At 63.4% G+C, this 25,848-nt stretch carries 25 protein-coding genes and 1 tRNA gene; 20 read left to right on the forward strand and 6 right to left on the reverse strand.

The features are described 5' to 3' along the window. Positions 1-148: 148 nt before the first annotated feature. From IAE41_RS08665 to IAE41_RS08680, 4 genes are all read right to left on the reverse strand, one after another. On the reverse strand, positions 149-1,687 hold the full coding sequence (locus IAE41_RS08665) for a PH domain-containing protein (RefSeq protein WP_200732815.1): 1,539 nt from the start codon (positions 1,685-1,687) through the stop codon (positions 149-151). Further along, the gene (locus tag IAE41_RS08670) at positions 1,684-2,196 is read right to left on the reverse strand and encodes a PH domain-containing protein (RefSeq protein WP_325166992.1); all 513 of its coding nucleotides are present in this window, start codon (positions 2,194-2,196) and stop codon (positions 1,684-1,686) included. The genes IAE41_RS08665 and IAE41_RS08670 overlap by 4 nt, the downstream gene beginning before the upstream one ends. 77 nt (positions 2,197-2,273) lie before the next feature. Continuing rightward, the gene (ribA, locus tag IAE41_RS08675; RefSeq protein WP_200732816.1) at positions 2,274-3,407 is read right to left on the reverse strand and encodes a GTP cyclohydrolase II RibA; all 1,134 of its coding nucleotides are present in this window, start codon (positions 3,405-3,407) and stop codon (positions 2,274-2,276) included. A 75-nt stretch (positions 3,408-3,482) separates the two neighbouring features. After that, a complete protein-coding gene (locus tag IAE41_RS08680; protein ID WP_200732817.1) occupies positions 3,483-4,403 on the reverse strand; it encodes a lauroyl acyltransferase in 921 nt (306 codons plus the stop codon). A gap of 61 nt (positions 4,404-4,464) precedes the next feature. Between IAE41_RS08680 and dtd the strand changes: the two genes are divergently transcribed. The 18 genes from dtd (at position 4,465) to IAE41_RS08780 (ending at position 22,163) form a co-directional block, all read left to right on the forward strand. After that, entirely contained in the window at positions 4,465-4,905 is a 441-nt protein-coding gene (gene dtd, locus IAE41_RS08685; RefSeq protein ID WP_200732818.1) for a D-aminoacyl-tRNA deacylase, read from the forward strand. 90 nt (positions 4,906-4,995) lie between these two features. Further along, positions 4,996-6,849 carry an RNA polymerase sigma factor RpoD gene (gene rpoD / locus IAE41_RS08690; RefSeq protein ID WP_200732819.1) on the forward strand — a complete coding sequence of 618 codons (1,854 nt, stop codon included), beginning with the start codon at positions 4,996-4,998 and terminating at the stop codon, positions 6,847-6,849. Between the two features lie 246 nt (positions 6,850-7,095). Next, on the forward strand, positions 7,096-8,496 hold the full coding sequence (gene yjjJ, locus IAE41_RS08695) for a type II toxin-antitoxin system HipA family toxin YjjJ (protein ID WP_200732820.1): 1,401 nt from the start codon (positions 7,096-7,098) through the stop codon (positions 8,494-8,496). A gap of 484 nt (positions 8,497-8,980) precedes the next feature. Further along, positions 8,981-9,313 carry a hypothetical protein gene (locus IAE41_RS08700; RefSeq protein ID WP_200732821.1) on the forward strand — a complete coding sequence of 111 codons (333 nt, stop codon included), beginning with the start codon at positions 8,981-8,983 and terminating at the stop codon, positions 9,311-9,313. 40 nt (positions 9,314-9,353) lie between these two features. After that, positions 9,354-9,429, forward strand: a tRNA-Ile gene (locus IAE41_RS08705). 176 nt (positions 9,430-9,605) lie between these two features. Continuing rightward, positions 9,606-10,820, forward strand: a complete 1,215-nt coding sequence (locus IAE41_RS08710) for an integrase arm-type DNA-binding domain-containing protein (protein WP_200732822.1) — start codon at positions 9,606-9,608, stop codon at positions 10,818-10,820. A 349-nt stretch (positions 10,821-11,169) separates the two neighbouring features. Next, positions 11,170-11,427: a hypothetical protein gene (locus IAE41_RS08715; RefSeq protein WP_200732823.1), complete on the forward strand. Its 258-nt coding sequence runs from the start codon at positions 11,170-11,172 to the stop codon at positions 11,425-11,427. After that, positions 11,427-12,128 (forward strand): hypothetical protein, encoded by a 702-nt coding sequence (locus tag IAE41_RS08720; RefSeq protein ID WP_200732824.1) that lies wholly within the window; start codon positions 11,427-11,429, stop codon positions 12,126-12,128. Before IAE41_RS08715 ends, IAE41_RS08720 begins: the two co-directional genes overlap by 1 nt. Next, a complete protein-coding gene (locus tag IAE41_RS08725) occupies positions 12,118-12,660 on the forward strand; it encodes a hypothetical protein (RefSeq protein ID WP_200732825.1) in 543 nt (180 codons plus the stop codon). The genes IAE41_RS08720 and IAE41_RS08725 overlap by 11 nt, the downstream gene beginning before the upstream one ends. A 31-nt stretch (positions 12,661-12,691) precedes the next feature. Further along, positions 12,692-13,597 (forward strand): DUF6387 family protein, encoded by a 906-nt coding sequence (locus IAE41_RS08730; protein WP_200732826.1) that lies wholly within the window; start codon positions 12,692-12,694, stop codon positions 13,595-13,597. A 167-nt stretch (positions 13,598-13,764) separates the two neighbouring features. Further along, positions 13,765-13,965, forward strand: a complete 201-nt coding sequence (locus IAE41_RS08735) for a helix-turn-helix domain-containing protein (protein ID WP_049423354.1) — start codon at positions 13,765-13,767, stop codon at positions 13,963-13,965. Beyond that, complete coding sequence (locus IAE41_RS08740; protein ID WP_200732827.1) at positions 13,962-14,216, forward strand: hypothetical protein; 255 nt, start codon at positions 13,962-13,964, stop codon at positions 14,214-14,216. The genes IAE41_RS08735 and IAE41_RS08740 overlap by 4 nt, the downstream gene beginning before the upstream one ends. A 226-nt stretch (positions 14,217-14,442) precedes the next feature. Next, positions 14,443-15,138 carry a phage antirepressor N-terminal domain-containing protein gene (locus IAE41_RS08750; RefSeq protein WP_200732829.1) on the forward strand — a complete coding sequence of 232 codons (696 nt, stop codon included), beginning with the start codon at positions 14,443-14,445 and terminating at the stop codon, positions 15,136-15,138. Positions 15,139-15,713: 575 nt separating this feature from the next. Then, entirely contained in the window at positions 15,714-16,163 is a 450-nt protein-coding gene (locus tag IAE41_RS08760) for a hypothetical protein (RefSeq protein WP_200732831.1), read from the forward strand. 476 nt (positions 16,164-16,639) lie between these two features. Further along, positions 16,640-17,212 carry a hypothetical protein gene (locus IAE41_RS08765; RefSeq protein WP_200732832.1) on the forward strand — a complete coding sequence of 191 codons (573 nt, stop codon included), beginning with the start codon at positions 16,640-16,642 and terminating at the stop codon, positions 17,210-17,212. 241 nt (positions 17,213-17,453) lie between these two features. Further along, positions 17,454-18,788 carry a hypothetical protein gene (locus IAE41_RS08770; RefSeq protein ID WP_200732833.1) on the forward strand — a complete coding sequence of 445 codons (1,335 nt, stop codon included), beginning with the start codon at positions 17,454-17,456 and terminating at the stop codon, positions 18,786-18,788. Then, positions 18,788-21,046 carry a hypothetical protein gene (locus IAE41_RS08775; RefSeq protein ID WP_200732834.1) on the forward strand — a complete coding sequence of 753 codons (2,259 nt, stop codon included), beginning with the start codon at positions 18,788-18,790 and terminating at the stop codon, positions 21,044-21,046. Before IAE41_RS08770 ends, IAE41_RS08775 begins: the two co-directional genes overlap by 1 nt. A 445-nt stretch (positions 21,047-21,491) precedes the next feature. Then, positions 21,492-22,163 (forward strand): hypothetical protein, encoded by a 672-nt coding sequence (locus tag IAE41_RS08780; protein WP_200732835.1) that lies wholly within the window; start codon positions 21,492-21,494, stop codon positions 22,161-22,163. 391 nt (positions 22,164-22,554) lie between these two features. Here IAE41_RS08780 and IAE41_RS08785 read toward each other — a convergent pair whose 3' ends face one another. Together IAE41_RS08785 and IAE41_RS08790 are read right to left on the reverse strand one after the other, a co-directional pair. Further along, positions 22,555-23,022, reverse strand: a complete 468-nt coding sequence (locus tag IAE41_RS08785) for a hypothetical protein (RefSeq protein WP_200732836.1) — start codon at positions 23,020-23,022, stop codon at positions 22,555-22,557. Between the two features lie 249 nt (positions 23,023-23,271). Continuing rightward, positions 23,272-23,541, reverse strand: a complete 270-nt coding sequence (locus IAE41_RS08790; protein ID WP_200732837.1) for a CRISPR-associated protein Cas2 — start codon at positions 23,539-23,541, stop codon at positions 23,272-23,274. 337 nt (positions 23,542-23,878) lie between these two features. Here IAE41_RS08790 and IAE41_RS08795 point away from each other — a divergent pair, with 337 nt between their 5' ends. After that, on the forward strand, positions 23,879-24,493 hold the full coding sequence (locus IAE41_RS08795) for a hypothetical protein (RefSeq protein ID WP_200732838.1): 615 nt from the start codon (positions 23,879-23,881) through the stop codon (positions 24,491-24,493). A 556-nt stretch (positions 24,494-25,049) separates the two neighbouring features. Beyond that, positions 25,050-25,847: a KilA-N domain-containing protein gene (locus IAE41_RS08800; protein WP_234458397.1), complete on the forward strand. Its 798-nt coding sequence runs from the start codon at positions 25,050-25,052 to the stop codon at positions 25,845-25,847. The last annotated feature ends 1 nt before the right edge of the window (position 25,848 follow it).

A 25,848-nucleotide genomic window follows, 5' to 3' on the forward strand; every position in this document is an offset into this window, starting at 1 on the left:
TGCAGATCCGCAGGGACCTGGGGTACTGGGGCCCGTCGCAGCGGTGATGGGTGTGATGTAGAGCCGAGCCCATGCTCGGCTGCGGCAAGCCGAGCATGGGCTTGGCTCTACAGTAGATCCACGCCATGCGTGGATGCCGGCCCCGCCGTCACCAGCGCAGCTTGCGTCGCGCGAGTGCTGCGGCCAGCTGCTCCATCACCTGTTGCGCCTGCGCCTGTGGCAGGTAGTTCAGGGCCAGTGCCACATCGCCATGGGCGCCGGCCGTGTCCAGCTGCAGGCTGGCGGTGCCCAGCAGCTTGTCCAGCGGTGAGCGCTGCAGGCGCAGGCCCTGCACCTTGTCCAGTTCGGCCCAGCGCCACCAGCGCTGCCACCAGCCGCCGCGCACGGCCACGAACTGGCCATCCAGATGCCAGCCCATGCGCGCCATCTGCCGGTGCGCCACCAGCAGCGCCACCGGCAGCCAGGCCAGCACCAGCAGCCCCCAGGGGCCCCAGCGCCAGTACGCAGCGGCCGCCAGCAACGGCACCAGCACCAGGCTGCCCAGGCTCAGTCGCCACCAGCCGCGTTGCGGCAGGGCATGCCACTGTGCCGGCGGCCACTGCAGTTGCGGCAGCAGGTGCTGCACCAGCCCTTCGCAGGTGGTGGCCGCGGCCAGCGGCGCCAGCTCGCGCAGGGCGCGGTCGTCATCGCGTGCGGGGCCGCCGGCGGCGCTGTCGATGCGCAGCTGGCGCAGCCCGAACCAGCGCTGCAGCGTGCCTTCGCGCAGGGTCCATGCCTGGATGCGGCGCCGCGCCACGCTGCTGCGGGTGCGGCTGAGCAGGCCGGTGGACACGGTCAGCCGGCGTTCGCGCTCGCTCAGGGTGAAGCCGTGGTAGCGCAGCACGGTCAGCACCACCGACAGCACACGCAGCCCCAGCCAGCCCAGCAGCAGGGCGGCGGCCACCAGCAGCAGCGTGCCGGTCAGGCCCGCGTGCAGATGGCTGACGTAACCGAAGGCCTGGCGGCCACCGCGCTGGAGGGCGTCGTCCATCATCGGCCGTGGCACGGTCTGGAACAGCACGCCGACGGCGGCCGCGGCCAAGGCCCAGCCACGGTTGGAAAGCAGGCCCATGCGCAGCACGTCCCACGCCGACAGGCGCAGCAGCACGCGCTCATCCTCGTCGCCGGCGCTGTCCTGCGCTGCATCGCCGGGCACGGCCTGCGGCGCTTGCCCACGCTGGCGGACCAGGCGTTCCAGCGCCAGCGCCTGGTCCAGCTTCAGCACGCGCATCTCCGCTTCCGGGCGCACGCCACCGGCCGATTCCAGGCGCAGCTCCGCCACCCCGAACAGGCGGTGCAGCGGGTTCTGCCGCACCTCCACGTTGTGTATGCGGGCGAAGGGAATCTCGCGGCGGTTGCGCGACAGCAGGCCGCTGCGCACGGTGATCGCATCACTGCCGATGCGGTAGCGGTAACTGAGGTACTGCAGCACCGAGACCAGCACCAGCACGGCAATGGCCGACAGCGGAACCAGCTGTGCCCACATCGGGTCGCGGTCGCCGCGCTGGCCGAACACCAGCAGCGCCACCAGCGGCAGCAGGTAATGGCGCAGCTGCATCAGCAGCACGAACAGCCACGACCAGGGATGCAGGCGATGCTCCTGGCCATCGCCTGGCAGCGCAGGCGGCAGGGACGGTGGCAGGCTCACAGCGCGTCGGCGTCCTGGTCGAGCTGGTGCGCGAGGGTGTCGCGCAGGCGCTCGGCATCGGCCTCGTCCAGGCCGCTGACGGTCACCGCGCTCAGGCGCGTACCGGCCGTGTGCACGATCAGCGTGGCCAGCCCGGCGCGGCGTTCCAGCGGCCCACGGCGCAGGTCCAGGTGCTGCACGCGGGACATGGGGATGCGGGTTTCCAGCTGCCACATCAGGTCGCGGCGCAGGCCCAGGCCCTGGGCATCCAGCCGCCAGCGCGTGCGGGTCATTCGCCGGTGGCCGAGCCAGGCGCCGAACGCAAGGCCGGCCAGCAGGCCGACCGATGCACCCCACAGGCCACCGGGCAGATCGAAGAACCACCAGGCGGCGGCCAGTGGCGCGCCGGGCACGAACAGGCCGCCAAAGGCGCCCCCCAGCGCAGCCAGGCGGGCGGCGCGCAGCGGCAGCGGTTGCCAGTGGTCCAGGTGGTCCAGGTGCGGCGATGCAGGCGAAGGCAGTTCGGTCACGCGGGTGTCCGTCGGGCAGCGGGGCAGGGCGGTGGTGGCCATGGCCACCCCGCGCAGACGGTAGCAGGTCGGCCGCGTTACTGGGCGGCCTGGATCAGCGCGTCGACATCGAGCGTGTGGCCGGCGCGGTCGGCCTTGGTGCGCAGGTAGTGCTCGTTCTCGGCGGTGATCTCGCCGGTGACCGGAATGCAGTCCAGCACTTCGATGCCGGCATTGCGCAGGCGCTGTGCCTTGGTCGGGTTGTTGCTGAGCAGGGCCACGCGCGAAATGCCCAGGCCGCGCAGCATCGCCACCGCACTGCCGTAGCGGCGCTCGTCGGCACCGAAGCCGAGCTGTGCATCGGCGTCGATGGTGTCCAGGCCGTCGTGCTGGTAGCCATAGGCGCGCATCTTCGCGGCGATGCCGGTACCGCGACCTTCCTGGTCCAGGTACAGCAGCACGCCGCCGCCCAGTTCCTTCAGCTTGCGCAGGCCGCGCCGCAGCTGGTCGCCGCAGTCGCACTTGAGCGAACCGAACAGGTCACCGGTCAGGCACGAGGAATGCACGCGTACCGGCACCACCGCCGACAGGTCGGGCTCGCCGACGATGATCGCCACCTGGTCGCGCTGGGCCACGCCGCCGCGGAACACCGCGAAGGTGGTCATGCCGACGTCGCGCAGCGGTACCGGCGAGCGCGCCACCAGTTCGTAGTCATGGGCGGCATGGGCCGCGCCTTCGGCCAGGTCGCACAGGGCCACCTCGGCCGCACCGTCGAAGGTGTGGTCGCCGGTGTCCAGGCGCACGGCCACCATCGCCGGCAGCAGCAGGCCCAGGCGGGCCAGTTCCACCGCGCCGGCATCGAAGTCGTCGCCCGCGCTCCAGCCTTCCGGCATCGGACCCGGTTCGCGCAGGTAGCCCAGCGAGGGCAGGGCATCGAAGGCTACGCCGGCCAGCGGCAGGCGCGCACCCTCGGCGGCCTCCACGCCAAGCACGCGGGCCCGGGTGGCGGTCAGGAACAGGTAATGGCGCTCGCGCGCAGCGCTGGCGAAGGCGGCGAAGCTGCTGGCCGTGGCGCTGTCCAGCGCGATCACCGCCAGGCGTTGGCCCTGGCCATCATGCAGCAGCACCGGGCGACCGGCACGCAGCTCGGCCACCGCGCGTTCGCAGCGGATCGCGGCGGGATCGCCGAACAGGGAAGAAGCAGGCATGGCAGGACCGGGGGAGGCGGACATCGCAGTCTCTATGGGGGCGCCAGCGCGGTATTCAACGTACTGCGGCAGCCGGTCGCAGGCCAGCTGCCGCCGTCCTCAATGCGGATGTTCTTCGGTGGCGTACGGGTCATCTTCGCCGCTGCCCGGCGGGCGCAGCGTGTAGCGCTTGTAGGTCCACTGGTACTGGGTGGGGTCGCGGCGGGCGATGCGCTCGATGCCGGCGTTGAGCGCGGTGGCCGCCACCTGCGGGTCCGGGTCGGCCACGGCCGGGTCGGTCGGTTCGATGTGCAGGGCGAATTCCATGTCCGGCCCGATGCGCTCGCACCAGCCGTACAGCACGGTGGCGCCGGTGCGCTCGGCCAGGCGGTTGACCAGGGTCATGGTCAGCGCCTGCACGCCGAAGAACGGCACGAACACGCCGTCGCCGGCCTTGGGCTGCTGGTCGGGCAGGATGCCGGTGGCACCGCCGTCCTTGAGCACCTTGAACAGCTGGCGCACCGCCGGGCCTTCGGCGCGCACCTGCTGCACGTTCTGGCCGCCACGCACCAGCTGCAGGAAGGCGTCGCTGGCCTCGTCCTCTGGTGGCTTGTAGACGATGGCGATCTGCCCGCGCGAGGCCAGCCACTGGTTCAACAGCTCCCAGTTGCCGTAGTGCGGGGCGGCCACGATCACGCCCTTGCCGCTGGCCAGGGCTGCGTCGTACAGGGCGGCCCCGTGCTGTTCCTTCAGGTGCAGGCGCAGGTTGTCCGCCGGCGGTCGGCTCCACAGGCGCAGGGTTTCGATGGCCTGCAGGGCGGTCGAGCGCAGCAGCTCGCGGTGCAGGCGGTCGCGCGCGTCGCCGGTGATCTCCGGGTAGGCCAGCTCCAGGTTGCGCCGGGTCACCCGGCTCTCGCGGGCGTTCAGGCGGATCCACGCCCAGGCCAGGGCGTGCGCGAACCCCCGCAGCAGCGGCCAGGGCAGGCGGGCGAACAGGGTGGTGGCGCGATGGACCAGCCGGGCTTTGCGTTGCGGATTCATTGGTCTCAGTTTAGCCAAGGGCGCTGCTATCGTGGCCGCCCCCGTTATCTGGAGCCCTTCGATGCTCGTCCTGATCCAGCGTGTCACCCAGGCTGCCGTGCATGTGGAGGGCGAGGCGGTCGGGCAGATCGGCCCCGGCCTGCTGGCCCTGGTGGGCATGGAACCGGGCGATACCGAGGCGCAGCTGCAGCGGATGGCCGATCGCCTGCTTGGCTACCGTGTATTTGCAGATGAGGCGGGAAAAATGAACCGTTCGCTGCGCGATACCGGGGGCGGCCTGCTGCTGGTCAGCCAGTTCACCCTGGCCGCCGATACCCGGTCGGGCATGCGGCCCAGCTTCACCAGCGCCGCCCTACCGGACGAGGCTGAACGCGGGTTCAATCGATTTGTCGGGATCTGCCGTGAAAAACACGCCCCGGGGGTGGAAACAGGCCGGTTTGGTGCCCATATGGTCGTCAGCCTGGTCAACGACGGTCCCGTGACCTTCCTTCTCAGGCCCTAGGCCGCCGGGACCACCGCCCGGCAGGCGGGGCCCCGGGCTGGTATAATGCTACGTTCCCTATTTCTCCCTAGCCGGTGGCGCGAGCACTACATGGCCAACGAACGTCCTGCCCAATCCGAAATCAAGCAACTGATCAGCAAGGGCCTGGAACAGGGCTACCTGACCTACGCCGAAGTCAATGACCATCTGCCGGACGACATGGTCGACCCGGAACAGATCGAAGACATCATCGGCATGATCAACGGCATGGGCATTGATGTCCATGAAGTTGCGCCGGATGTGGAAACCCTGCTTCTCAACGACGGCAACACGGGCAACCGTGAGGTCGACGACACCGCGGCCGAAGAAGCCGCCGCAGCGCTGAGCGCGCTGGACACCGAAGGTGGCCGCACCACCGACCCGGTGCGCATGTACATGCGCGAAATGGGCACCGTCGAGCTGCTGACCCGCGAAGGCGAAATCGCCATCGCCAAGCGCATCGAGGAAGGCCTTTCGCAGGTGCAGGCTGCCCTGGGCCAGTTCCCGGTCTCGGTCGAATCGCTGCTGTCCGACTACGACGCCCACAAGGAAGGCAAGAAGCGCCTGGCCGAAGTGATCGTCGGCTTCAACGATCTCTCCGACGAAGTGCCGGCTCCGGCCGCTGCTGTGTCCGATGACAGCGACGACAGCGATGACGACGCCGACGAGGACGAGGACGATGATGTCGACAGCGGTGATGAAGAAGCCGCACCGACCGGTCCGGACCCGGAGGAAGTCGCCGCGCGCATGCAGGCGCTGACCGACGCCTTCAATGCCTTCAAGAAGGCTGCCGCCAAGGGCGACAAGAAGAACCTGCCCAAGCTCCGCGAGGAGATGTCGGCGGTGTTCGTCACCCTGAAGCTGCCGCTGCCGCTGACCGACGTGCTGACCAAGCAGCTGCGCGACACCATGGCCGACATCAAGTCGCATGAGCGCCGCGTGCTGAACCTGGCCACCGTCACCGCCCGCATGCCGCGCAAGGACTTCATCCGTTCCTGGGAAGGCAACCAGACCAACCTGGAATGGGTGGAAGACGCACTGAAGCGCAAGCAGAAGTGGTCCTCGGCGCTGCGTGAGGTGAAGGACCAGATCGTGTCCGAGCAGCAGGCCACCATCGACATCGAAAAGCTGACCCTGCTGGACCTGGACGAGCTGAAGGAAATCAGCCGCGCCATGGCCTACGGCGAAGCCAAGGCCCGCAAGGCCAAGAAGGAAATGGTCGAGGCCAACCTGCGCCTGGTCATCTCCATCGCCAAGAAGTACACCAACCGCGGCCTGCAGTTCCTCGACCTGATCCAGGAAGGCAACATCGGCCTGATGAAGGCCGTGGACAAGTTCGAATACCGCCGCGGTTACAAGTTCTCGACCTACGCCACCTGGTGGATCCGCCAGGCGATCACCCGCTCGATTGCCGACCAGGCACGCACCATCCGTATCCCGGTGCACATGATCGAGACGATCAACAAGTTGAACCGCATTTCCCGCCAGATGCTCCAGCAGTACGGCCGCGAGGCTACGCCGGAGGAGCTGGCCAAGGAAATGGACATGCCGGAAGACAAGATCCGCAAGGTGATGAAGATCGCCAAGGAGCCGATCTCGATGGAAACCCCGATCGGCGACGACGAGGATTCCCATCTGGGCGACTTCATCGAGGACACCAACGTGGAGTCCCCGATCGAGAACACCACCAACATCAACTTGTCTGAAACCGTGCGCGACGTGCTGGCCGGCCTCACCCCGAGGGAAGCCAAGGTGCTGCGCATGCGCTTCGGCATTGACATGAACACCGACCACACGCTGGAAGAGGTCGGCAAGCAGTTCGACGTGACCCGCGAGCGCATCCGCCAGATCGAAGCGAAGGCCCTGCGCAAGCTGCGTCACCCGAGCCGCTCGGAACAGCTGCGCAGCTTCCTGGATATCGACTGATATCCAGCGACGGCTGATGTGTTGAGAGAAACCCCGCTTCGGCGGGGTTTTTCTTTGGTAGCGCCGGGCCGTGCCCGGCGGATTGTTTGGATGATTCGTAATTTTTACGTAACACTATTTCTGGTATCTGCTGCGGTTGGTTCCGAAAAAATCCATGTAAAACAATAGATTTTAAGTTTTACCCCGCTTGCAGGCCGCATTCTTTTGCGCTAAATAAGTAACACTATTCGTCCCCAAGGCCCGCCCATGGCCCGCCGCGCGCTCCTGCAACCCCAGGATCTGATCGCCCAGCTTCCCCCCGGCCAGCCACAGCCGGCGGCCGCGCTGGCCGAGCGCCTGGGCGTGAACCGCATGACGCTCAGCCGCCTGGTCGCGGCCAGTGGCGATCAGGTCGTGCGCCTGGGCCAGACGCGCGCCACCGCCTATGCCCTGCGCCAGCCCTCGCGCGTGGGCAGCGAATGGCCGCTGTACCGCCTGCGCGAAGACGCCACGCTGGAAGAGCTGGGTCGGGTGATCGCGCTCAGCGGCGACACCTTCCACGTGGATGCCAGCCGTGCGCGGCCCAACCTGCTGCGCGCACCGGACGGCGATATCGCCGCCTTCTTCCCGGGCCTGCCGTGGTACCTCGATGACCTGCGCCCGCAGGGCTTCCTCGGCCGCAGCTTCGCGCATGGACGTGCGCGCGGGCTTGGACTGCCCTCGGATCTGGCCCGCTGGCAGCGCGACGACGTGCTGGTGGCGCTGGTGCATGGCGGCGGAACCGAGACCGGCGATCTGCTGCTGGGCGGTGAGGCCGTTCAAGCGGCCCTGGCTGCGCTGGATGCACCGCCTGACCGCGTGGCTGCACGCGACCGCCCGCAGCAGTACCCGCACCGCGCGCGTGCCGCATTGGCCGGCGAAGACGTGGGTTCTTCGCCCGGCGGCGAGCAACCCAAGTTCACCGCCACCGTGGAAGGGGACGGCGGGCGTCGCGCGGTGATCGTGAAGTTCGCCCAGCCCGATGGCGGCGAGGCCGCGCAGCGCTGGGCAGACCTGCTGGTGTGCGAACACCTGGCACGGGAAACCCTGCGCGCCGCTGGCGTGGATGCCGCCAGCAGTGAGTTGCTGCAGACGCCCACGCATACCTTCCTGGAAGTGACGCGCTTCGACCGCAGCGCCGATGTGCTGGGGCGTCGGGGCTTTGTTTCGCTGTTGTCGCTGTCGGCTGCGTTTACCGGCGAAGCGACGCTGGAGTGGCCGCGCGCGGGTGCGCAGCTGCAGGCGCTGGGCTGGCTGTCTGCCGGGACCGTGCAGGCGATGGCGCGGCTGCATGCGTTCGGCCGGTTGATTGGCAACAGCGACATGCACCAGGGCAACATCGGTTTCCAGTTCGTTGATCGCGGCCCGTTGCCGCTGGCGCCGGCCTACGACATGTTGCCGATGTCGTTGGCACCGTCGCGGTTGGGTGTGCTGCGGCAGGATGTGCTGTTGGATGCCGTTGCGCCGCGTGAGAGCGGGGAACTTGAGCACCTGCGCTGGGCCGCACCGCTGGCGAGCGAGTTCTGGGACCGCGTTGCGGGGGATGCGCGGGTGGGGTCGGACGGATTGCGCGCGCTGGCGCGGGGGAATGCCGAGCGGGTGCGGGCGATGGGCGCGCGGTTCGGGTGATTTCGTATGACGCATCTCCCCGTGTTTCCAGTGATTGAATCGCCCTTAGTGCCTCCGCGCTGCGCCCTGTGACGTACTTGGCTTTGAGGATTGTTGGAATCTGACCACGGAATTTTCCTGCGCGCTGCGCTCACCCAGTCGAATTCCTAATCCGTTCAAGGCGTTGGACCTTCCGGATGCTGCATGCACTCCAGAGCGTGTCGCAATCAGCAATTGAGCCCTCTACCTTCTCTTCTACACAGTCCTTCGCAGGTGCTCAACACACCTTCGTGGGCGGACTGTCTGACACAACAGCAGCAATCCAAGGTCAAGCCGCATCACTCGCCATCCCGGTGAGCTCCAAGGTTTCTGGCCGGGTGGCGCGCAGCCATACAAGACTCCGCAAGGAGGAAAGCTGCGGGCGGCCCTACGACCGTGTTGAAGCGCCCGGTCGCCTCTCTCAACAGGAGGCGGAAGAGGTTCGACGAATCGTAGGAGAGCGAAGATGGGACTGAAAGCGAGAGCTGGTGCAGCTTCCGATGAAGGGGAGCGGGTGGACGACTGTGACTTCGTGCCGTTGATGGACTGGGACGAGGTGCTGCAGGACGAGCGCGAAGATCGACTGGGGTTCGCCCGGCGTACGACGTATGCGTTGCTGACGCTTCCGGGCTCGGGACTGGTTGAGGGCTTTGGTGGCGGAAATCAGCCGGGGCTGGAAGGGGCTAGAAGGACTGTCGCGCTGTTCCAGGCGCATCTGCGGCAGATGCAGCACTTCGCGGAGATCGCGGAGGTGCGGCTGGAGCAAGTAGCCAAGGCACTGGCCGTGATCCCTGAGTAGCCGGGCGGGGGCGTGCTCCACTACACTGTGGCGCTGCGCAGGGCCTATAGCTCAACGGTTAGAGCAGGGGACTCATAATCCCTTGGTTCCAGGTTCGAATCCTGGTGGGCCCACCACATTGACGTCCATAGGAGTCCAAGGACGTATTGCGAAGCCTAGTGGTGCTGGATTTAGACCAATTTTGGCGTCCAGTGGTGTCCAATGGCATCCACTTGCATCCACGAAAAAAGTGAGTCAGGCTGTGTGTCAGCGGGCTAGACGCCCCTCGATGACTCACAGGCGCTCGACTCACATGCTGACCGACACCAAGTTGCGCTCGCTCAAGCCGAAGGCCAGTCCCTTCCGTGTGGCTGATGCCAACGGCTTGTGCATCGAAGTGCGCCCATCTGGAGCCAAGGTCTGGCGTTACCGCTATCGCTACCTGGGCAAGGCCAGCATCGTCACGCTTGATGAGTACCCCTCAATGTCGCTGCAGGCTGCTCGCGTCGAGCGCGACCGTCTGCGCTCATTGCTGCGGGGCGGGGCAAATCCCGCCCAGGTGGCTCGGGTGGAGAAGGCCGCACATGGCGAGCGGTCCGCCAACACCTTTAGTGCCATCGGTTTCGAGCTGCTGGCAAAGCGCACTAAGGAGGGGCTGTCTCCCGGGTCGGTCGTGCGGGAGCGCCGGCTGATCGAGAAAGATCTGGCCGGGCTGGCGGATATGCCTATCGGGGACATTACTGCTCCGGTTCTGCTGGCTGCACTCAGGAAGCTGGAGCAGAGAGGCGTAGTCGAGACCGCCCATCGGGCCAGGGCCCATGCCGGCCGAATCTTCCGCTATGCCATCGCCACCGGTCGTGCTGATAGGAATCCGGCCCAAGATCTGACCGGGGCGCTCGAGCAGCCGCAGACGAAGCACTTTGCGAGCGTGACCGACCCCGCCGTCATCGGCGATCTCTTGCGCGCGCTGTGGGGCTATCAGGGAGCGCTGGTCACTCAGGCGGCGCTGAAGCTGGCCCCTATGCTGTTCGTGCGTCCGGGCGAGCTGCGCCAAGCGAAATGGGCCGATATCAATCTGGATGCAGCCGAGTGGCGTTACGTCACCAGCAAGACCAAAACCCCGCACATCGTCCCTTTGTCCGACCAGGCCGTCGAAGTCTTGCAGGAGCTTTACCCGTATACGAAGCGGAGCGAATTCGTATTCCCTGGCGTGCGCAGTGCGCTCAAGCCGATGAGCGAGAACACGATGAACGCAGCGCTCCGCAATCTTGGCTTCGACTCAGACACGATGGTCGGCCACGGCTTCCGAGCAATGGCGAGAACGGTACTGGACGAGGTTCTTGGCTACCGCCCGGACTACATCGAGCATCAGTTGGCGCATGCCGTGAAGGATCCGCTCGGGCGGGCCTATAACCGGGCAACCCACCTGCCGGAACGCCGAAAGATGATGCAGGCCTGGTCTGACTATCTCGACCAGTTGCGCGTTGCAGAACCGAACGTGCTGGCCTTCAAGGCTAAGCGCGCCTAACCACTACATAGGTTCTAAGGAGGGCCATAGCAAGAAGCAGAGCCGCATAAACAAAGCGGCCGAGGAAGGGGCTGGAACCCCTAGCTCGGCCTACCACAACCGACTATTGGAGAGTCGATCATGGATTGCAACATTGTACCTGTTGCGCCTGAACGGGCGCGTTCGGCCGAAAAACGGCCGTCAGTCTCTACGCGAGCTACTCGCCCCAACACGTTCGTCCGAGTCCACCGCTGGCTCGCCCTCAACGACGACGCAAATACCTACAGGCTCTGCACGGCGCTGTTTGTCGTCGCTCTGGCGTCGGCCGCTACTTCTCCTGCGTCAGTCACTGCGTGCCTGGGGGTAATCCATGGCTGCTTCTGAAGTCACCATTGAAGCTGCGTATGGCGCGATTCCGGTTCAGGACAACGCGCCCACCTACAAGATCTGCGCCGGCATCGACACGCTGCATGCACTCGGTGACGCCAGCGTCTACGTCAGCTTCGTGCGGTCCTTCTTCAGGACCTGCATGGAGAACCAGCTAACGCCCACGTTCGATGACCTTGCTGTTCTCGACCACCTTCTGGAGCAGGCCCAAGCTCTCCGCCGTGCATCGAGGGTGGACTAATGAGCGCTCCGGACAAGCAGGTGAGGTGCGCCCTCGATATGCCCATTGACCGCGGCCAGGTGCGGGATCCTCTTGAGGCGCTAATAGCTGGTGGAATTCCGATTAGGACACTGCTCGGCCATCACCTTTGCAGCATCGACTGGCTTGCTGCCCGACTCGATCAGAAGTTCCGGCTCTGCTACTACGGTGAGGATGGTGAAGTAGTGACTGAGGCGGTATCTGCGGTCTCGTTGCTCACGAGAGGCAAGGAGCTGGGCTGGCGCCCACTGGAAGATGAGCCGACCGAACTGGGCTGGCCGGAGCTCTTCGAGGACACCACGCATCATGAGCGTGGCGGGGTCCATTGGTACTCGACCGCAGTCTCGGACACGGACGGAATGCTTCCTTTGGGTCTGCCGAAGTCAGTCATTGAGGCCGACCGCAGGGCATCGGAAGCGAGGGCGAAGAAAGCGCAGGCGCGTCTAAAGCGGGAGAAGCAGGCGGAGGCCAAGAAAGCTGCTGCTGAAGCGAAGGCCGTCGCTCAGCGCAACATCGAACGCGTCACCAAGTCCCAGCAGCGAGAGGCAGCTGAAGCAGGAAAGCCAATCTCCGTTGCTACGGCGAGGCGAAGGGCGCGGGCTTGGATTCGCCAGTGGGAGAAGGACGTCGCCACTGTCATGAAGCGTTTCACGGATAGTCAGGAGGGCAACCATGGTCAGTAACAAAGGCCGTTTCAAGCGACCAATCCGGTTCAATCGGACACGTGCGAACCCAATCCAGCGCTTGCCTTTCTACCGCCAGAGCCACGCCAGGGCCGGCGACTACTGGCGGATGCCGGAGGCCCACGGTCACTTGATGGGCAGGGAGGTGGGGCGGGTCTGCTGCATAGCGTTCCTTCAGGCTATCGGGGAGGCCGTAGCAGACCCGCGCACTAGCGGGAGTGCCCACCTGGCCGATATTGTCTGTTCGTTAGTTGAAGCGTACGGCGGGAGCCTGGGCAGCGCTGAGCGGGGCATTGTCGAGGGGTTCTTTGGCCCAGGGTCGCCGCTGAGGGATGTCCTGCTCCGGGGACTTGAATCCAAGAAAGGGGCTGACTACACCATGGAACAGCTTGAAGAGGCTCTCAGCGACTTGGCATCAGTCACTGTCGAGGAATACGCGTCTCGGAGGCCGCCCCCGATCCAGTCGATCATTCCAGATCGAACAGATCACCCGCCGTTTGCGTTGTCAGGAACGACCCGTCTGCTCCGGTAAGGACTGGCGACAACATCTGGAGATCAGTTGCATGGCCCGAGCGAGAACGCCGAGCAGAATTCCTCACTGGTTCAATTTGAAGGCATACGACCGGTTGGAAGGGTTCAAAACGCAGGACTGGCTACACGTGATCGCTGAGCTCACCTTCTTGGGAGAGATGGGCGAAGCTATGCGTTCTGCTGCGGACAATGAGGAAGAGCTACGAGCGGAGCTCGAACACATGTTCATCGAACTGCAGGAGAACCTTGGCCATGGGGGGAGCGACGCATTCAAGGAAAGATACGCTTCCAATCCAGACGTTTACGCTTTCGGAAGCGTTGCATCTGTCAACACTCTAGTAGCTGCAAGCATGTCTGCACGCCTAGAGCGAATGGAGGGCGCCCAAGATCTGATTGGTAGCTTGCGGAAGGTCATCGACGCTGATATCGAGGGAGACAGTGACGCCTGGCGAGAGGCAAATCGAGAGGTTTGGGACCAAGGGGCCTTCGGACGGGTGCCATTCTTTGTGGCGCTTCGTCACAGTGACGAGTTCGCGAAGTCCCCTCTGAGCCTGCCCAACCACAGGGCAGTCACGGTTGACCTGAGTGTCCCTGATGCAACGATTCGACAGGATTTCGATAAATGGCTCGCGGCGATGCGGCAGTTGGATAGCGACTACGCCGCCAAACGGCCATTCACCAGTGCTGACTACCAGCGCTGGGTTCAGGGCGGATACGTGCCGCTCTTGATGCTCGATGGCTGGCGGCGGGCAACTGGCGCGAGGATTACCTACGGAGACATGTGCGATGCAGCGTTCCCCATGGGGCGCCGGGTTGAGGTAGATGACGTAAGGAAAACGCTTCTCCCCAATGCGAAATCGTGGGCATCTATGGAAAACATAGACGCCCTTGCGGTCCAGGCTGCGAATGAGGATGCGGTCCGACACTCGGAAGAATGAGGTAGGTGAAACCTTCCGGATTCTGGTCAGCACTCCGACCTGCCGGAGAAAAACAGGGCCTAATTTGGCCCTTCTAGTGCAAGCGCTATGTGCATAGTTTTACATCCGCCCGGACACAGACGGGCGGGTGCGGACACCGGTTCGTACCCCGCTAACAGGTACGAACAATGGTCAACTCAACCAACGCCCTCGACCCCCTGCTGCACCGCATTCCTGATGCGTGCCGCCGGCTCAGCGTCAGCCGAACGACCCTGTACGAACTGATCAAGGCCGGGGAGATTCGCTCGGTCAAGATTGGGACCCGGTCCCTGATCCCGGAGATCGATCTGCAGCGAGTTCTGTCCTCCAGGCTGGGGGATGTGCAATGAGCGGATTCGACTTTTCCGACCTGAGCGCCGACCAGCGGCGTCTGCTGGACTTCGGTGGCTGGACCGCCGATCACCCTCACGCCGAGACTAAGCCGGCCCGTAAGGAGGCTGTGGGGCTGATTGAGCGCGGGCTCCTCCTGGCCGTGAACGTCCGCAAGCGTGACAACTACGGTTCCTACTCCCTGACCGAGTACCGGGTGCCTGATACCGCTCGCCGGGCATGGGCACTGCACAAGGAGGTCACCCCATGACTTCTGATGCTATCCGAGCCGGCCGAGTGGCAGCCAGGGGTCGGACCTTGATGCGCCTACCCGAGGTAGTCGCGGCCTGCGGTATTTCCCGCTCCCTCATCTACAAGATGGCGAAGGAAGGCCAGTTCCCCGGGCCCATCCGCGTAGCTGCCCGCCTGTCTGCCTGGGACTCGGAGGCTGTGCAGAGCTGGATCGACTCCCGCTGCGAAGAAGGGAGGTCGTCCTAATGGCTACTGGAATCGTCCACGTAGAGTTCCACGGGGCCGAACTGATCGGCCGACTCCATCAGGGACAGCCCTTTGTGGCGATGCGACCCATTGTGGAGGCCATGGGCTTGGACTGGTCCAAGCAGCTGGACAAGCTGAAGTCCCATCCGGTGCTGGCCCGCCAACTGTCTACCTTAAGGGGGATGGTTGCTGGCGATGGCAAGGGCCGCCAGATGCAGGCGCTGCCCCTGTCCAGGCTTCCGTTTTGGCTGGCCACGGTCAATCCCAACAAGGTGAAGGCCGCGATCAGGGAGCGAGTGATCCTGTTTCAGGAGCAGGCGGCCGATGCCCTTGCAGCTGCGTTTCTGTCGAATGGGGAAAGGCGGGATGCGGCAATGGCAAAGCGCGTCGCAGGAACCGTCATGTGCCGGATCTTGCACGACACGCTGGTGGGCCTTGGGAAGGACCCGAAGGGCTATGACTACGCGACAGAGCATCGTCTGGTGAACCACTGCATCACCGGCGTGTTCCAAGGCGTGTCCGAGGACTCCCTCTCCACTGACCAACTGAAGCTCCAGCAGGAGCTACGGATGCAGAACGCCGTCTGGATCGGGCAGGGCATGGCCTACCGGGATCGCAAGCCTCTCCTCGAACGCCACGCCGCCAACTGGTGCCGCACTCAGCATATTGGCCTGGGAGCTCCCAATGGCCACTAGGGTGATCAAACGGTTGCTGCACGGGCCGAGTGGCTTGCTGGTGTCACCCGCGACAGGAGAGCTCTGGAGTACCTGTGGGCGCGCTATCGGCCGAAAGAGCCGAGACGGCTACATCCGGGTCATTGTTCGCCGGGCGGGTGGATCCTGTGCGACTTGGTACGCCCATAGGCTCGTGTGGGAGGTCGTGCACGGCCCTGTGCCGAGTTCCATGGAGGTGGATCACCTCGATGGCAACCCGTCGAACTGCAGGCTGGACAACCTCCAGCTGGTGACTGGTTCCGAGAATCGCAGTCTTCAGCGTGCACGGAGCATGGCTAAGTACGGCAGCCCCTCGCCCCACTGCAAGCTCAGCGTTGCGGAGGTGAAAGCAGTTCTCCGCACTGTTGGAACGGTTCCGACCAATGTCTGGGCGCGTCGATACGGTATCTCTCCGCCGGCCATAAGAAGCATCCGTAAGCGGAAGACCTGGCGACACGTCGAAGCAGAAGCGAACACCCAGGCCAATAGTTCCAAGCGCGGCTGAGATCGCGTCCACCGCCCTTGGGGGGCACATGCACAGTACAGGCCAGGACCGCGTGCAGCGGTCTGCAGATGGCGCTGCCGGTTACGCGCCGGCACCCAAGAAGAACACCGGCAAGCGCCGGCAGAGGCTCGTAGGGCGTTCGAGTGGCGCGCCGTTCCTCATGATCGAGCACAGGGTCTCCGACTCCCAGGAGTTCGGCAGGCTGTCCGGCAATGCGGTGAAGCTGCTGCTGGAGCTGGCTCGGCAATACCGCCCGGGGAAGAACGGCGATCTCAGCATTCCTTGGTCGATGCTGTCCACGCGTGGATGGAAGAGCAAGGCTACGGTCCACAGCTCGAAGCTGGAGCTCTTGGCCGCCGGCTGGATCATCGAGACGCGAAAAGGCGGCAAGAACATGTGCAGCCTGTACGCCCTGACGTACTACGCGATTGACGAATCAGAGAAGCATCTAGAGCCGTCGACCGTCACTGCGCCGAACCTGTGGAAGGGACGCGATGGCTAGTCGCTATGTGGGCCAATGTGGTCGCTATGCAGGCCAATGCCCCGATGAGTTGGCCCGCATACAGACCTACGAGGTCGCAATGCAGGCCAGTCAGGGGGTTATCCACAGTGTCCCGAGGTCGCTATGTGTACACCCTTCTAGATATATACCAAGCGGAGCGCGCTTCTTCTGCTTCAAGGCCCCGTCTTTAAGGCTTAGAGCCTGGGCGGCCGTTTCGCGGGCGATTCGGTGCATCGAATCGCCCGGTTCGCGTGACGGACTGGTTCGCCAGACGGATGGCCTACTCAACGGGGAGGGCGCCTATGGCAGCCCGAGACCATGAGCGCTATGTGGAGCTGGTGCTGTTGGCGGACGGCTCCGTCGACTTCGCAGTAAGGGCCATCGCTGGCGCATTTGGTTTCGGGGCGCCCACACGTCCCGCAATCCGGCAGGTGCTAAGGCGAAGCACCAGCGAGGAGACTTGCTCGGATGAAGGCATGTACCTGCCCATCCATCGGGTGCACGCGATCGAGCAGGCAGCATCCAAGTACCTGCCGACCCAGGCGGCGGCCCGTACGCAAGCGCTGGATAGGTTCAAGCCAAGGGATCGCCAAGCGGTGCTGGACTTTGACCAGCTGGCGGTGATGCGGTCGACGGCCGCGGTGGATCGCACCCGCCAGCTGCGAGGCTGGAAGGCGCAAGGCTCGCTAACAGCTGCGCCTGCTAAGGGGCCGAGCAGGCTGGTGCTGCACGCACTGGCGGACGCACAGCTCGACGGTCCTCTTGGTGCCTGGTTGATGCTGTATGCGATTGGCGACCAAAGGGAGTGGCCTGTGGTCTGTCGCCACATGACCGCCTGCGGGCACCCCGATTGGGCTTCACTCGAAGCAGCCAAGAGGCTGCTAGCCGGACGCCACCAGCAGTCCTATCGGGAGGCAGCCAAGGACCAAGCCCGCCAAGAGGCGCGGTTTCGTTGCAAGGTGCAGTCGGCTGAGAGGCGCCTCCTTGAATGGCTGGGGCGCGCCAGTCGGAGAGTCGCCGCCGCAATGGGCTCCTCCTGCGAGTCGTAGACCAACATGGACGCCAGTGGACGCGGGAGTCAAAACCACCCGGATCCCGACCTACCTAGTAGGGCCCCACGTCCCCCCAAGGGCGGGTCCTGGCGGCGGGCGGGGAACTGTCTGCCGCTCTTTTTTTTCCCGTGTGCGCGGCGCTTCAACTGCAGCAGGCGTGCGGTGTTTAGCTCCAGCTTAAGCTGACTACAGAGTTCGAGTCCTCGACGCTGGGGCATCCAAATACAGGAGTGGTCTCATGGTAGATCTGTTATCCGTCCTTCAGGGCAACGCTGCATCCCCGAACCAAGGCTGGACCTCTGTAGGCCAGGCGTTGGCCGGCCTGAGCGGCGCTGGGCGCGAGGACGCCTACAACCGCGGCATGGCGCGCGCGGCGCAGCTTGACCAGCTTGTTCAGACGGCTCGCTTCAGCCGCGAGAAAGCGATGGAGGCGGCGGATAAGCGGACGCAAAACGCAGGCCTGTCAGGCCGCTTTGTCAGGGCCGGCTACTCGCAGCAAGATGCAGACCTTGCGACGGCGTTGCTGCGCGGAGGACACGACCTGAAGCAGGTTGCAGATGCTCGACTGTCTAGCCAGGAATATGGCAACCGAGGCAACATCGTGGCGGAAGCCCTACAGGGCAACCTTCCGGCTGCCGGCGCCTACAGCATGGGTCTCGCCAAAGGACCGCTGGAGATGACGAAAATCACCGACGGGACCGCGTACAACCCCTACCTGCAGGCTGACCAGCAGTACCACACCACGCCGGTTGGTCAGGCCACGATCGGTCAACGCAACGCGGCGGCTCAGGCCAGCTATGCCAGCGCCAACAACTCAAACGCCAGCGCTGCACGTACCCGCCAAGCAATGCGAAGCGATCTGGCAGAGGCATTTGGAACTGGGCAAACGCGAGGCTCTGCGGGAAAAGCGCCTAGCGGGTATCGCTGGCGAGCTGATGGTGGCTTAGAGGCAATTCCTGGTGGGCCCGCTGATAAGGACGTGATTGCCGGTCCTATGAAGCTTACAGAAGGGCAGGGCAAGGATATCGTTTACTACAGCCGTGGGCGAGACTCGAATTCCCTGCTTGCCAAGAACGGCAACAGCTTGCTGATGACCGCAGGTGGTCAGGGTACGCGCGGTATTATCGACTCCGCCCTTCAAAGTCTCCCATTCATTGGCGGCAGCGGTGTCGTGAACAGCGCGGTCTCGCCCGAACGGAAGCAGGCCCAACAGGCGGCAGCTGAATTCCTCTCTGCGATTCTCCGTAAGGACACAGGCGCGGCGATTACCCAGCAGGAATTTGACATCTATGGGCCGATGTACCTGCCCATGCCGGGTGACGACCAGAAGACACTCGAACAGAAGGCAGTGGCGCGCGAGGGGGCCTTGGAGTCCATCAAGGCAGGCTTGGGCAACGCCCAGTCTGCGATCCCGGCACCTCGGGGATCCTCAAAGCTGGAAACCGCCCTCCTCGGCAACCGTTCGGCGTCCGCAGGCTTGCCTGCGGCTCCAGCCGACCGAGTCCAGCGCGCACGCAATCCACGTACCGGGCAGGTCGTGGTCCTGATTAACGGCCAATGGGTACCCGAATAATGGCTACGCCTCCCCTTCCTCCCGGATTTGTGCTCGACCAGCCAGCTACTGCGGCTCAGGCAGCGCCCCTGCCGCCGGCCGGATTCGTCATTGAGGACGCGCTGCCAAGCAGTAGTCCGCCCCTTCGACACGCAGACGGGCGTCTGACTGAGGCTGGCTGGCAGGCCGAGAGAGAGGCCATCGAGGCGTCGCGGAAGAAGGAGATCGAGCAGACTAGCTTCTGGGAAAACTTGGTCGCGGGCTACGGGCGCTCGCTGCCTAACTTGTACCAGGGTGCAAAACAGGCATACGTCGACTCCGTTGCTGGCATTTCTCGCACTGCGGCCGATGCCTTCGGTAACTTGGGTGGACAGAAGCTGGGCGATGCTCGACGCAGCTTAGCCGATTACTTCGGCGGTCTCTCTGGTGATCTGCGGCAGGAGACCAATCAGGAGCGGATCGCGTCGCAGGCACTGACCAGTTCTAACGGAGGATTTCTCGGCGGCCTGGCTGGCGACATTCTAAACACTGCGCCGCTGATGCCTGTTGGCGTGGCTGCAAGGGGGGCAGGGGCAATTCGCGCGGTCGGCCAAGCGGCTACTGGCGGAGCCGTCCAAGGCGCTTTGCAGCCCGTCGCGCAAGATGGTGAGCGGATGAAGAACACCACCCTGGGCGCGGCGTTCGGGGGAGGCCTCTCGGCGCTCGGCCGCGGCGCCATGACGCTGGGCGAGAACGTCCTGCCGCAGAACATCACAGGGAGAACGCTGAATTTCTTCAACAATCGCGCGAACGCACAGCCCTTCGCTGCCGAGGGTGAAGCCCTTGCTCAGCGCACGGGGATCAGCCTGACCCCGGGTATGGTCAGCGGCAGCCGCGCCCAGACCGGCGTCGAGAACATGGCCCGTCAGAGCGTGTTTTCGGCCGATACCGCATTCCAGGCGGACGAGAGGATCGCCAATCAAGCGATTGCGAACGTCAATCGGATCATGGACAGGATCAGCCCGGACTCGGTGTCGCCCCAGGCCATCGGAGATCGAATGCAGCGAACGGTTCGTGGCGCGGTAGATAGCATCGCCGAGAGTCGCGAGCGCACAGCTGCCGAGCAGTTCGGGCGAATCCGCCGCATGGTAGGCGACGCGCCAATCGTTGACTACGCGAACACCAGGCGCGCGCTGCAGGAGATTGTCGGCGAGTACACCGATGTGATTGGCGCTGATGCGCGCCGGGTGCGAACGCAGGCCCAGCGCCTGCTCGATGAAATTTCACAACGGGATGGCTATTCCCTCGATGCGGCGCGCCGAGCACGCAGCTCCTATGGCCGTGCGGCGAGAGGCGGTGAGGACATTTTCAGCAACGTAAACCGTGATGTAAACCGGCGTATTGCTGGCCGGCTCTACGGCGCCATGAGCGACGATCTTGACGCGGCAGGTTCGCGACTGGATGACATTGCCGGGTTTGGCAGTGACCTGCCGGTGCCGGCAGGCTCTACTGCCACGCGACCGAGCGAAATGCTTCGCCAGGCCAATGACGACTACCGTCGGCACAGTGATCTGCTGAAGGCTGTAGAAATGAGTCCGCTCCGCCGCCTGCTCGGCGACGAAATCAACGTCGATGACTTCATGACGATGAACACACTTCCTCCCGAGACTGTGATCGCCAGAATCGGCAGCATGAAGCCTTCGGAGCTTGGCATGGTCCGAGACTTCATGGAGCGAAACTCTCCGGACACTTGGCAGCAGTACAAGCGCATGATCGTGGAAGATGCACTGACAGAAGCTCAGTCCGCTCCGGCTTCTGCCGGCGCTCGAGTGCTGCCATTCAATGCCACGGGATTCGTCCGTGCCTTGGGTGGCGACAAGCCGGCCAAGGTTGAGCGCCTCCAGCAGATCTTCGGACCTGGTGAAATGGCCGAGGTCCGTGACGCGATGGAGGCAGCGCGCCGTATGGGCGACAGCTTTGGCAAGAACTTCAGCGGCACCGGCCCGTACCAAGAGGTGATGCAGGCATCGCGAGGCTTTGTGGACGCTATCAGGAATGCGAGCCTGAGCGCTGGCGCAGCAACGATTTCCCCCATTGCTGGCTTCAATCGCGTCTCTCACATGATGCTCGATTCCAATGGCCGACGAGCGCTTATCGAGCTTTCCAGGCTCCCGCCTGGATCACGTCGGGCGAATGACTTGGCCGCCTACCTGGCCGCGGCTGGCACTGTAGGCAGCGATGAGCCGCTGGACATCGAAATCGTTGGCGGTCGCCGAGAGGGCGCGCCGCCGGATCAGTAGAGGTTGACCATGAACACGTACCCGAGGATGGCAGCCACCGCAATCAAGGTCACGGGGACGTAGGGTGAGATGTTTGTGTGGATTTTCCACCATCCCGAAGCGATGAGTCCAAGCAGTACAAGGACGAAAATCGCGGTGCAGACCATTGCCCACCCAACTGGGATCAACCATGCATCACTCCACGAGAACCCGCCGGGCCGCTCTCGTAAGCGCATGACGCCTAGCCCAGGGGCGGCAATAGTCGCCCACAAGACATAGTTCCGCACTACTCGCCAGTAATTAGTCCTGACGAAGTTGAACACCGTCGTTAGGTGCGGCGCCTCAGGGCGTGTTGCGCTAGTTGGTCCGTCAGCCATGGTCGATCCTTGTTGGACACTGGATGTTACCGCGACACGCGCCCGCCGATCACCCGGCCCAAAGGGCCCTCATGTAGGAACTAGAAACAATGGAAGCGGATCCCGCAAAGCTGATTCTAGAGCTAGGCCCTGGCGAGACCGTCGAACAGCGCATGGCTGACCAGTTGACGGACGGGATCGCCAGCAATGCATTCCTAACGATGCAGTTTGGCCATCACTCCGGACTAGCTCCACCCGGGGATATGACCCCCCTCGTAAATGCCACACAGCGTGCTGTTGAAGCCACCAAGCGGGGCGGGACAGAGCAGGCTGACGCGCTCCTGACGAGTCAAGCAATCGCCCTGAACACCGTGTTTCTCGAGATGGGGCGGCGCGCGGCATTGGCGATGGGGGATAGGCCTTCCCAGATGGAGCGATACATGCGTCTGGCGTTGAAAGCACAGGCGCAGTGCAGGTCAACGCTTGAGTCGCTTGCTGAAATACGGAACCCGCGGCCGGTCGCCTTTGTGAAGCAGGCAAACATTGCCAGTGGTCATCAGCAGATCAACAACGGGTGCCAGCACGGCACCCCTCAACCCATAGAGCAAGCTCCGCGCGAGCAATGCAGTACTGGGCAAATCAAAGTATTGGAGGAGGCATCCCGTGACGAATGGCTGGACACCAGAGCGTCGGCGCCGACAGGCCGCGGCAATCCAATCGTGGCGACCGTGGGAGAGGTCGACCGGCCCAAAGACGACTCAGGGGAAGGCAAAGGTGGCTAGGAACGCTTGGAAGGGAGGGGAGCGGCCCCTTCTGCGAAAACTCGCCGCGCTTATCCGGGAGGTCCAGTTCTGATGGGCGCATATCCAGCCGTTATCGAGATCCCTGACGCGAACCATTGCTTAGAGGAGGGTGATCTCTTGGAAAGACTTGGGGTCGCCAGGGGCTATCGAGCTAGCGTCTTTGGCTACTTCGCTGTCCATGAGCTAGGCTGCGGTACGGAGCGGGGGAACAGGTGCAACTGCGGCCTCGTTGTTGCCTTCAACTCGTCGAGAAGTCTCATCATCATTGACGGCCAGCACAGAGTGTCCGTGCACTCTCTCAACTAAGTGGTCGAGCAGCGCGAAAATCGCCTAGCTGCTTGGAGGGCGAGTCCAACGGCTGTCGGCGACCTTAGGCGACCTTGACTGTGAACAGAGGTTCTCCGGTTAGGGCCTTTCCGGCATCGTCAACCGGCCAGATGCTCCAATGCGGGGCATAGAATGCCCGCTCACGGGGAAAGTCTGAAGACTCCTGACCATCCATCGTGACAGCAACTGCAAATTTCGTGTTGATCGCCTGCCGCTTCCCTTCAGCAGACCAGACGAGCGCGCCGACCGGCGGAACGCTTGGGCCCTCAATCGGCCCATCGATTCTGACCTCCAACCGCACTTCTGGAGATAGCGTCACGCACTTGGTTGGCCGTCCCATGTCATTGATTTCGCCAATATTTTGCCCGGCGATGATTAGAGTCAGCTCGTGCGCTTGACCAAATTCCTTCATCTGGACACGCATCAGCCACGACTCACCCTGCCGGATCAAGGAGCCCAGAGGAAGTTCCAGATCCTTCTTGATCTCGAAAAGACTTGCTTTGATAGCCATGTAAGCATCTCCTTGGTCAAATTTTGGATTCTATCCTTGCTTCCTGTGACATGGGGGGTCCGTTGAGCGCCCACGCACTGGGGGTAGGGTGAGCTCTCCAGAGACGGGAGAGCTCACCGATGAGAATCCGATTCGTAATGTGGGTCGCGCGTATGCTCGGTGTGCCGATCAATGTGCACTCGAACTATTCCCTGAAGAACGTTGCGAATCGGGCGTTTCGCTATGGCGTTCCGCACACGGACGGCAAGCCTATTTTATGACTGAGATCAGCCATTGGTCCGCCTGCGAACCCATGGTAGTCCAGGCGGCTGCTGACAGTTTTCCGACGAACAGGTTGTCGTTGGCGTCCAAGCAGGGCTTCAAGCCATCTCTGATCTGGCTTGAAGTCTGATCAGATTCAATAATCCAGACCGACTGCTGCATTTTCCAATGCCGCGGGTATGCCTCAAGCTTCTTCCTGAGGCATTCATAGTTCTGGCCGCTCTTGTGTAGGTCATAGCTGACGATGAAGCCACTCATTTTCACTCTCCATGTTGATGCCCCCTGTGGGCATCTGGAATTTATGCGCTCGTCGTCTCCGTCGGTCTGAGACCAGCGGGTCTTTCCCCGGGGGGCCCCGCACTGCAACGGGAAGTATCGTGGGCTTATGCCAGCAATACGCGCGCGCGAGGCAACCCGGGCAGGTTTCCGGAAGCCCCAAAAGGCTCGGCCATTTGCCAGAATGCTTGGGAAGGCTTGGCGCCATCTTCTGGACCAGTAGGCGCACGCTCGGGGCCGGTCGCGGTGTCCATTGAGCCTCCATCGACAGTGAGTGGAATAACGGCAATAGTGGGCTGTTCCCATTTGGACCCGAGCCTTGAGCATCCTCAACGTTCTGCTGTCGCCGGATCAACTGTTGGTTGCTGTAGATACTTTGGCTGAGGACACCCGCACAGGGGTCAAGTCGGAAGGGGCGAAGCTCCTGCTGATCCCCCAGCACAACCTAGTACTGGCGACTCGAGGAAGCGCGCAGTTCTTCCTGCGGATCTATGAGCTGGCGCTACAGGCCAGCTTCCGCGCGGATTTCACCATGGAGCAGCTCGGCAGGGAGCTTGGGCTTGTGGTTGACCAGCTGTGGCCAGCGTACGAGAAAGCCGCGCTGGAGGCCGGGATGGCTCCGTCGGTTATAGGAACCGAACTCGTCCTGGGCGGTTGGTCACCTCAGGCGCGGCGCATGGTGGCCACGGCATATGCCAAAAGCGTCAGTGGGGAGCCCGCGCGAGTGCAGCAGCTGGCTGGCGGGTTGGCGTCCCCTGGTGATCCGCTCGAGGGGAGGGGCGACAGCTTTGACCCAAAAGACGTTCTAGTGGCTGGCCGGCTGCAGGCGGCTTGGCTCAATGATCGGGTAGGAAGGAAGGTGGCAGGCGGTCGCCTGCTGGCGGCTGTCCTAAGGCAGGGGCAGGCGGTTGTCCAAGACCTTGGGCCCGTGTAGAAGCTTAGTACCGCGCGGCATGTCAGGACCTGCAGGTCGAAGTCGACAACGGGGAGCTGGACGAATCGGCCGCACATGGTTTGATCCTAGCCCTCGGCCATGTGGCTTAGGCGTGCACAGACTTGGACCCGTCGAATAACGCTAACGCTGACATTGCCGGCTGATATGCCTCTTTCCGCGCTTGACTGCGCAGATTATAGAATCGGGTCAAGACCGCCTTGGACCGGCGCCGATGGCATGACCCTTACGCCGCAAGGGATTGCAAGATTTCACTACATTTGGCGTTGACGAGGCTGAACCGCCTCACTATCTTGTGGCCGTCGGGATTCCCCGGCCACCGTCGGGGCAAGAAAAAGCCCCACCTAGTTGGCGCTAGGCAGGGCGGTGTTACGCAAGCAGTGCCGAGCAGTGGCAACAACTTACCTAGAAGTAACGGAGCGAATCATACGCCGTATGACTTATGTGTCAATCAATCGTCACTGACGATTTGTGACGTACGTCGTAGTTTCGCTAGTTGAGGCCATGGCTTCGCCTGCAACACAAAGGCTAAGCCCACATGACCAGAAACAACCAGCAGCTGTCGCTCCATCTCATCCATCGTCAGATGGAAAACACCCTCATTGAGCAGCGCAAGCTCGATGGATACATCAATGCCACTGCCATGTGCCAGGCAGTAGGCAGGCTCTTCGCGGACTATCGGCGCTTGGCTTCAACCGAGGCCTTCCTGACTGAGCTTTCCGACGATATGGGAATTCCCATATCGCTTCTTGTTCAGTCAGTTAGGGGCGGGCAGGGTGCCCAAGGGACGTGGGTTCATCCCGATGCAGCAGTGCATTTGGCCCAGTGGTTGTCCCCGAAATTTGCCGTAGCGGTAGCGAAGTGGGTGCGCGAGTGGCTGTCCGGTCGGCAGCCCGATGGTGCACCGGCGCCGGGCCTGCCTCCTCACATCCAGCGCTATCTGGCGAACAAGGACAAGGTCCCCTATACCCACTTCTCGATCCTAAGTGAGCTGGCAATTAGCTTGATAGGCCCGCTGGAATCGCGCGGGTACACGCTGCCCGAACACATGGTTCCGGACATCTCAGAAGGTAAGATGTTCGCGAGGTGGCTGCGTGAGCAGGGAGTCGATACGTCCAAGATGCCGACTTACAAGCATCGCTATGCAGACGGTCGTGTCTGCGACGCAAAGATGTATCCGGTCGGCTATTTGCACGCATTCCGCCTTCACTTCAATGAGGTTTGGCTGCCGAATAAGGCCCACCAGTATTTCCGCGAGCGCGATCCTACGGCGCTGCCTTTCCTCGACAAGATCTTGCTCGAGGCACCTGGCGTTCCAAAGCTTCCCGCTGCTTGAG

The sequence above is a fragment of the Stenotrophomonas sp. S39 genome (assembly GCF_016624665.1).
GTDB lineage: Bacteria > Pseudomonadota > Gammaproteobacteria > Xanthomonadales > Xanthomonadaceae > Stenotrophomonas.

Excerpts from the sequence above, each read along its gene's own strand:
- IAE41_RS08730 (WP_200732826.1), top strand. The coding sequence starts at position 12,692 with ATGGCCCGAGCGAGAACGCCGAGCAGAATTCCTCACTGGTTCAATTTG.
- yjjJ (WP_200732820.1), top strand. The coding sequence starts at position 7,096 with ATGGCCCGCCGCGCGCTCCTGCAACCCCAGGATCTGATCGCCCAGCTT.
- IAE41_RS08680 (WP_200732817.1), bottom strand. The coding sequence starts at position 4,403 with ATGAATCCGCAACGCAAAGCCCGGCTGGTCCATCGCGCCACCACCCTG.
- IAE41_RS08710 (WP_200732822.1), top strand. The coding sequence starts at position 9,606 with ATGCTGACCGACACCAAGTTGCGCTCGCTCAAGCCGAAGGCCAGTCCC.
- IAE41_RS08715 (WP_200732823.1), top strand. The coding sequence starts at position 11,170 with ATGGCTGCTTCTGAAGTCACCATTGAAGCTGCGTATGGCGCGATTCCG.
- IAE41_RS08785 (WP_200732836.1), bottom strand. The coding sequence starts at position 23,022 with ATGGCTATCAAAGCAAGTCTTTTCGAGATCAAGAAGGATCTGGAACTT.
- IAE41_RS08750 (WP_200732829.1), top strand. The coding sequence starts at position 14,443 with ATGGCTACTGGAATCGTCCACGTAGAGTTCCACGGGGCCGAACTGATC.
- IAE41_RS08740 (WP_200732827.1), top strand. The coding sequence starts at position 13,962 with ATGAGCGGATTCGACTTTTCCGACCTGAGCGCCGACCAGCGGCGTCTG.
- dtd (WP_200732818.1), top strand. The coding sequence starts at position 4,465 with ATGCTCGTCCTGATCCAGCGTGTCACCCAGGCTGCCGTGCATGTGGAG.
- IAE41_RS08720 (WP_200732824.1), top strand. The coding sequence starts at position 11,427 with ATGAGCGCTCCGGACAAGCAGGTGAGGTGCGCCCTCGATATGCCCATT.
- ribA (WP_200732816.1), bottom strand. The coding sequence starts at position 3,407 with ATGTCCGCCTCCCCCGGTCCTGCCATGCCTGCTTCTTCCCTGTTCGGC.
- IAE41_RS08775 (WP_200732834.1), top strand. The coding sequence starts at position 18,788 with ATGGCTACGCCTCCCCTTCCTCCCGGATTTGTGCTCGACCAGCCAGCT.
- IAE41_RS08770 (WP_200732833.1), top strand. The coding sequence starts at position 17,454 with ATGGTAGATCTGTTATCCGTCCTTCAGGGCAACGCTGCATCCCCGAAC.
- rpoD (WP_200732819.1), top strand. The coding sequence starts at position 4,996 with ATGGCCAACGAACGTCCTGCCCAATCCGAAATCAAGCAACTGATCAGC.
- IAE41_RS08765 (WP_200732832.1), top strand. The coding sequence starts at position 16,640 with ATGTACCTGCCCATCCATCGGGTGCACGCGATCGAGCAGGCAGCATCC.
- IAE41_RS08725 (WP_200732825.1), top strand. The coding sequence starts at position 12,118 with ATGGTCAGTAACAAAGGCCGTTTCAAGCGACCAATCCGGTTCAATCGG.
- IAE41_RS08800 (WP_234458397.1), top strand. The coding sequence starts at position 25,050 with ATGACCAGAAACAACCAGCAGCTGTCGCTCCATCTCATCCATCGTCAG.
- IAE41_RS08735 (WP_049423354.1), top strand. The coding sequence starts at position 13,765 with ATGGTCAACTCAACCAACGCCCTCGACCCCCTGCTGCACCGCATTCCT.
- IAE41_RS08780 (WP_200732835.1), top strand. The coding sequence starts at position 21,492 with ATGGAAGCGGATCCCGCAAAGCTGATTCTAGAGCTAGGCCCTGGCGAG.
- IAE41_RS08790 (WP_200732837.1), bottom strand. The coding sequence starts at position 23,541 with ATGAGTGGCTTCATCGTCAGCTATGACCTACACAAGAGCGGCCAGAAC.
- IAE41_RS08700 (WP_200732821.1), top strand. The coding sequence starts at position 8,981 with ATGGGACTGAAAGCGAGAGCTGGTGCAGCTTCCGATGAAGGGGAGCGG.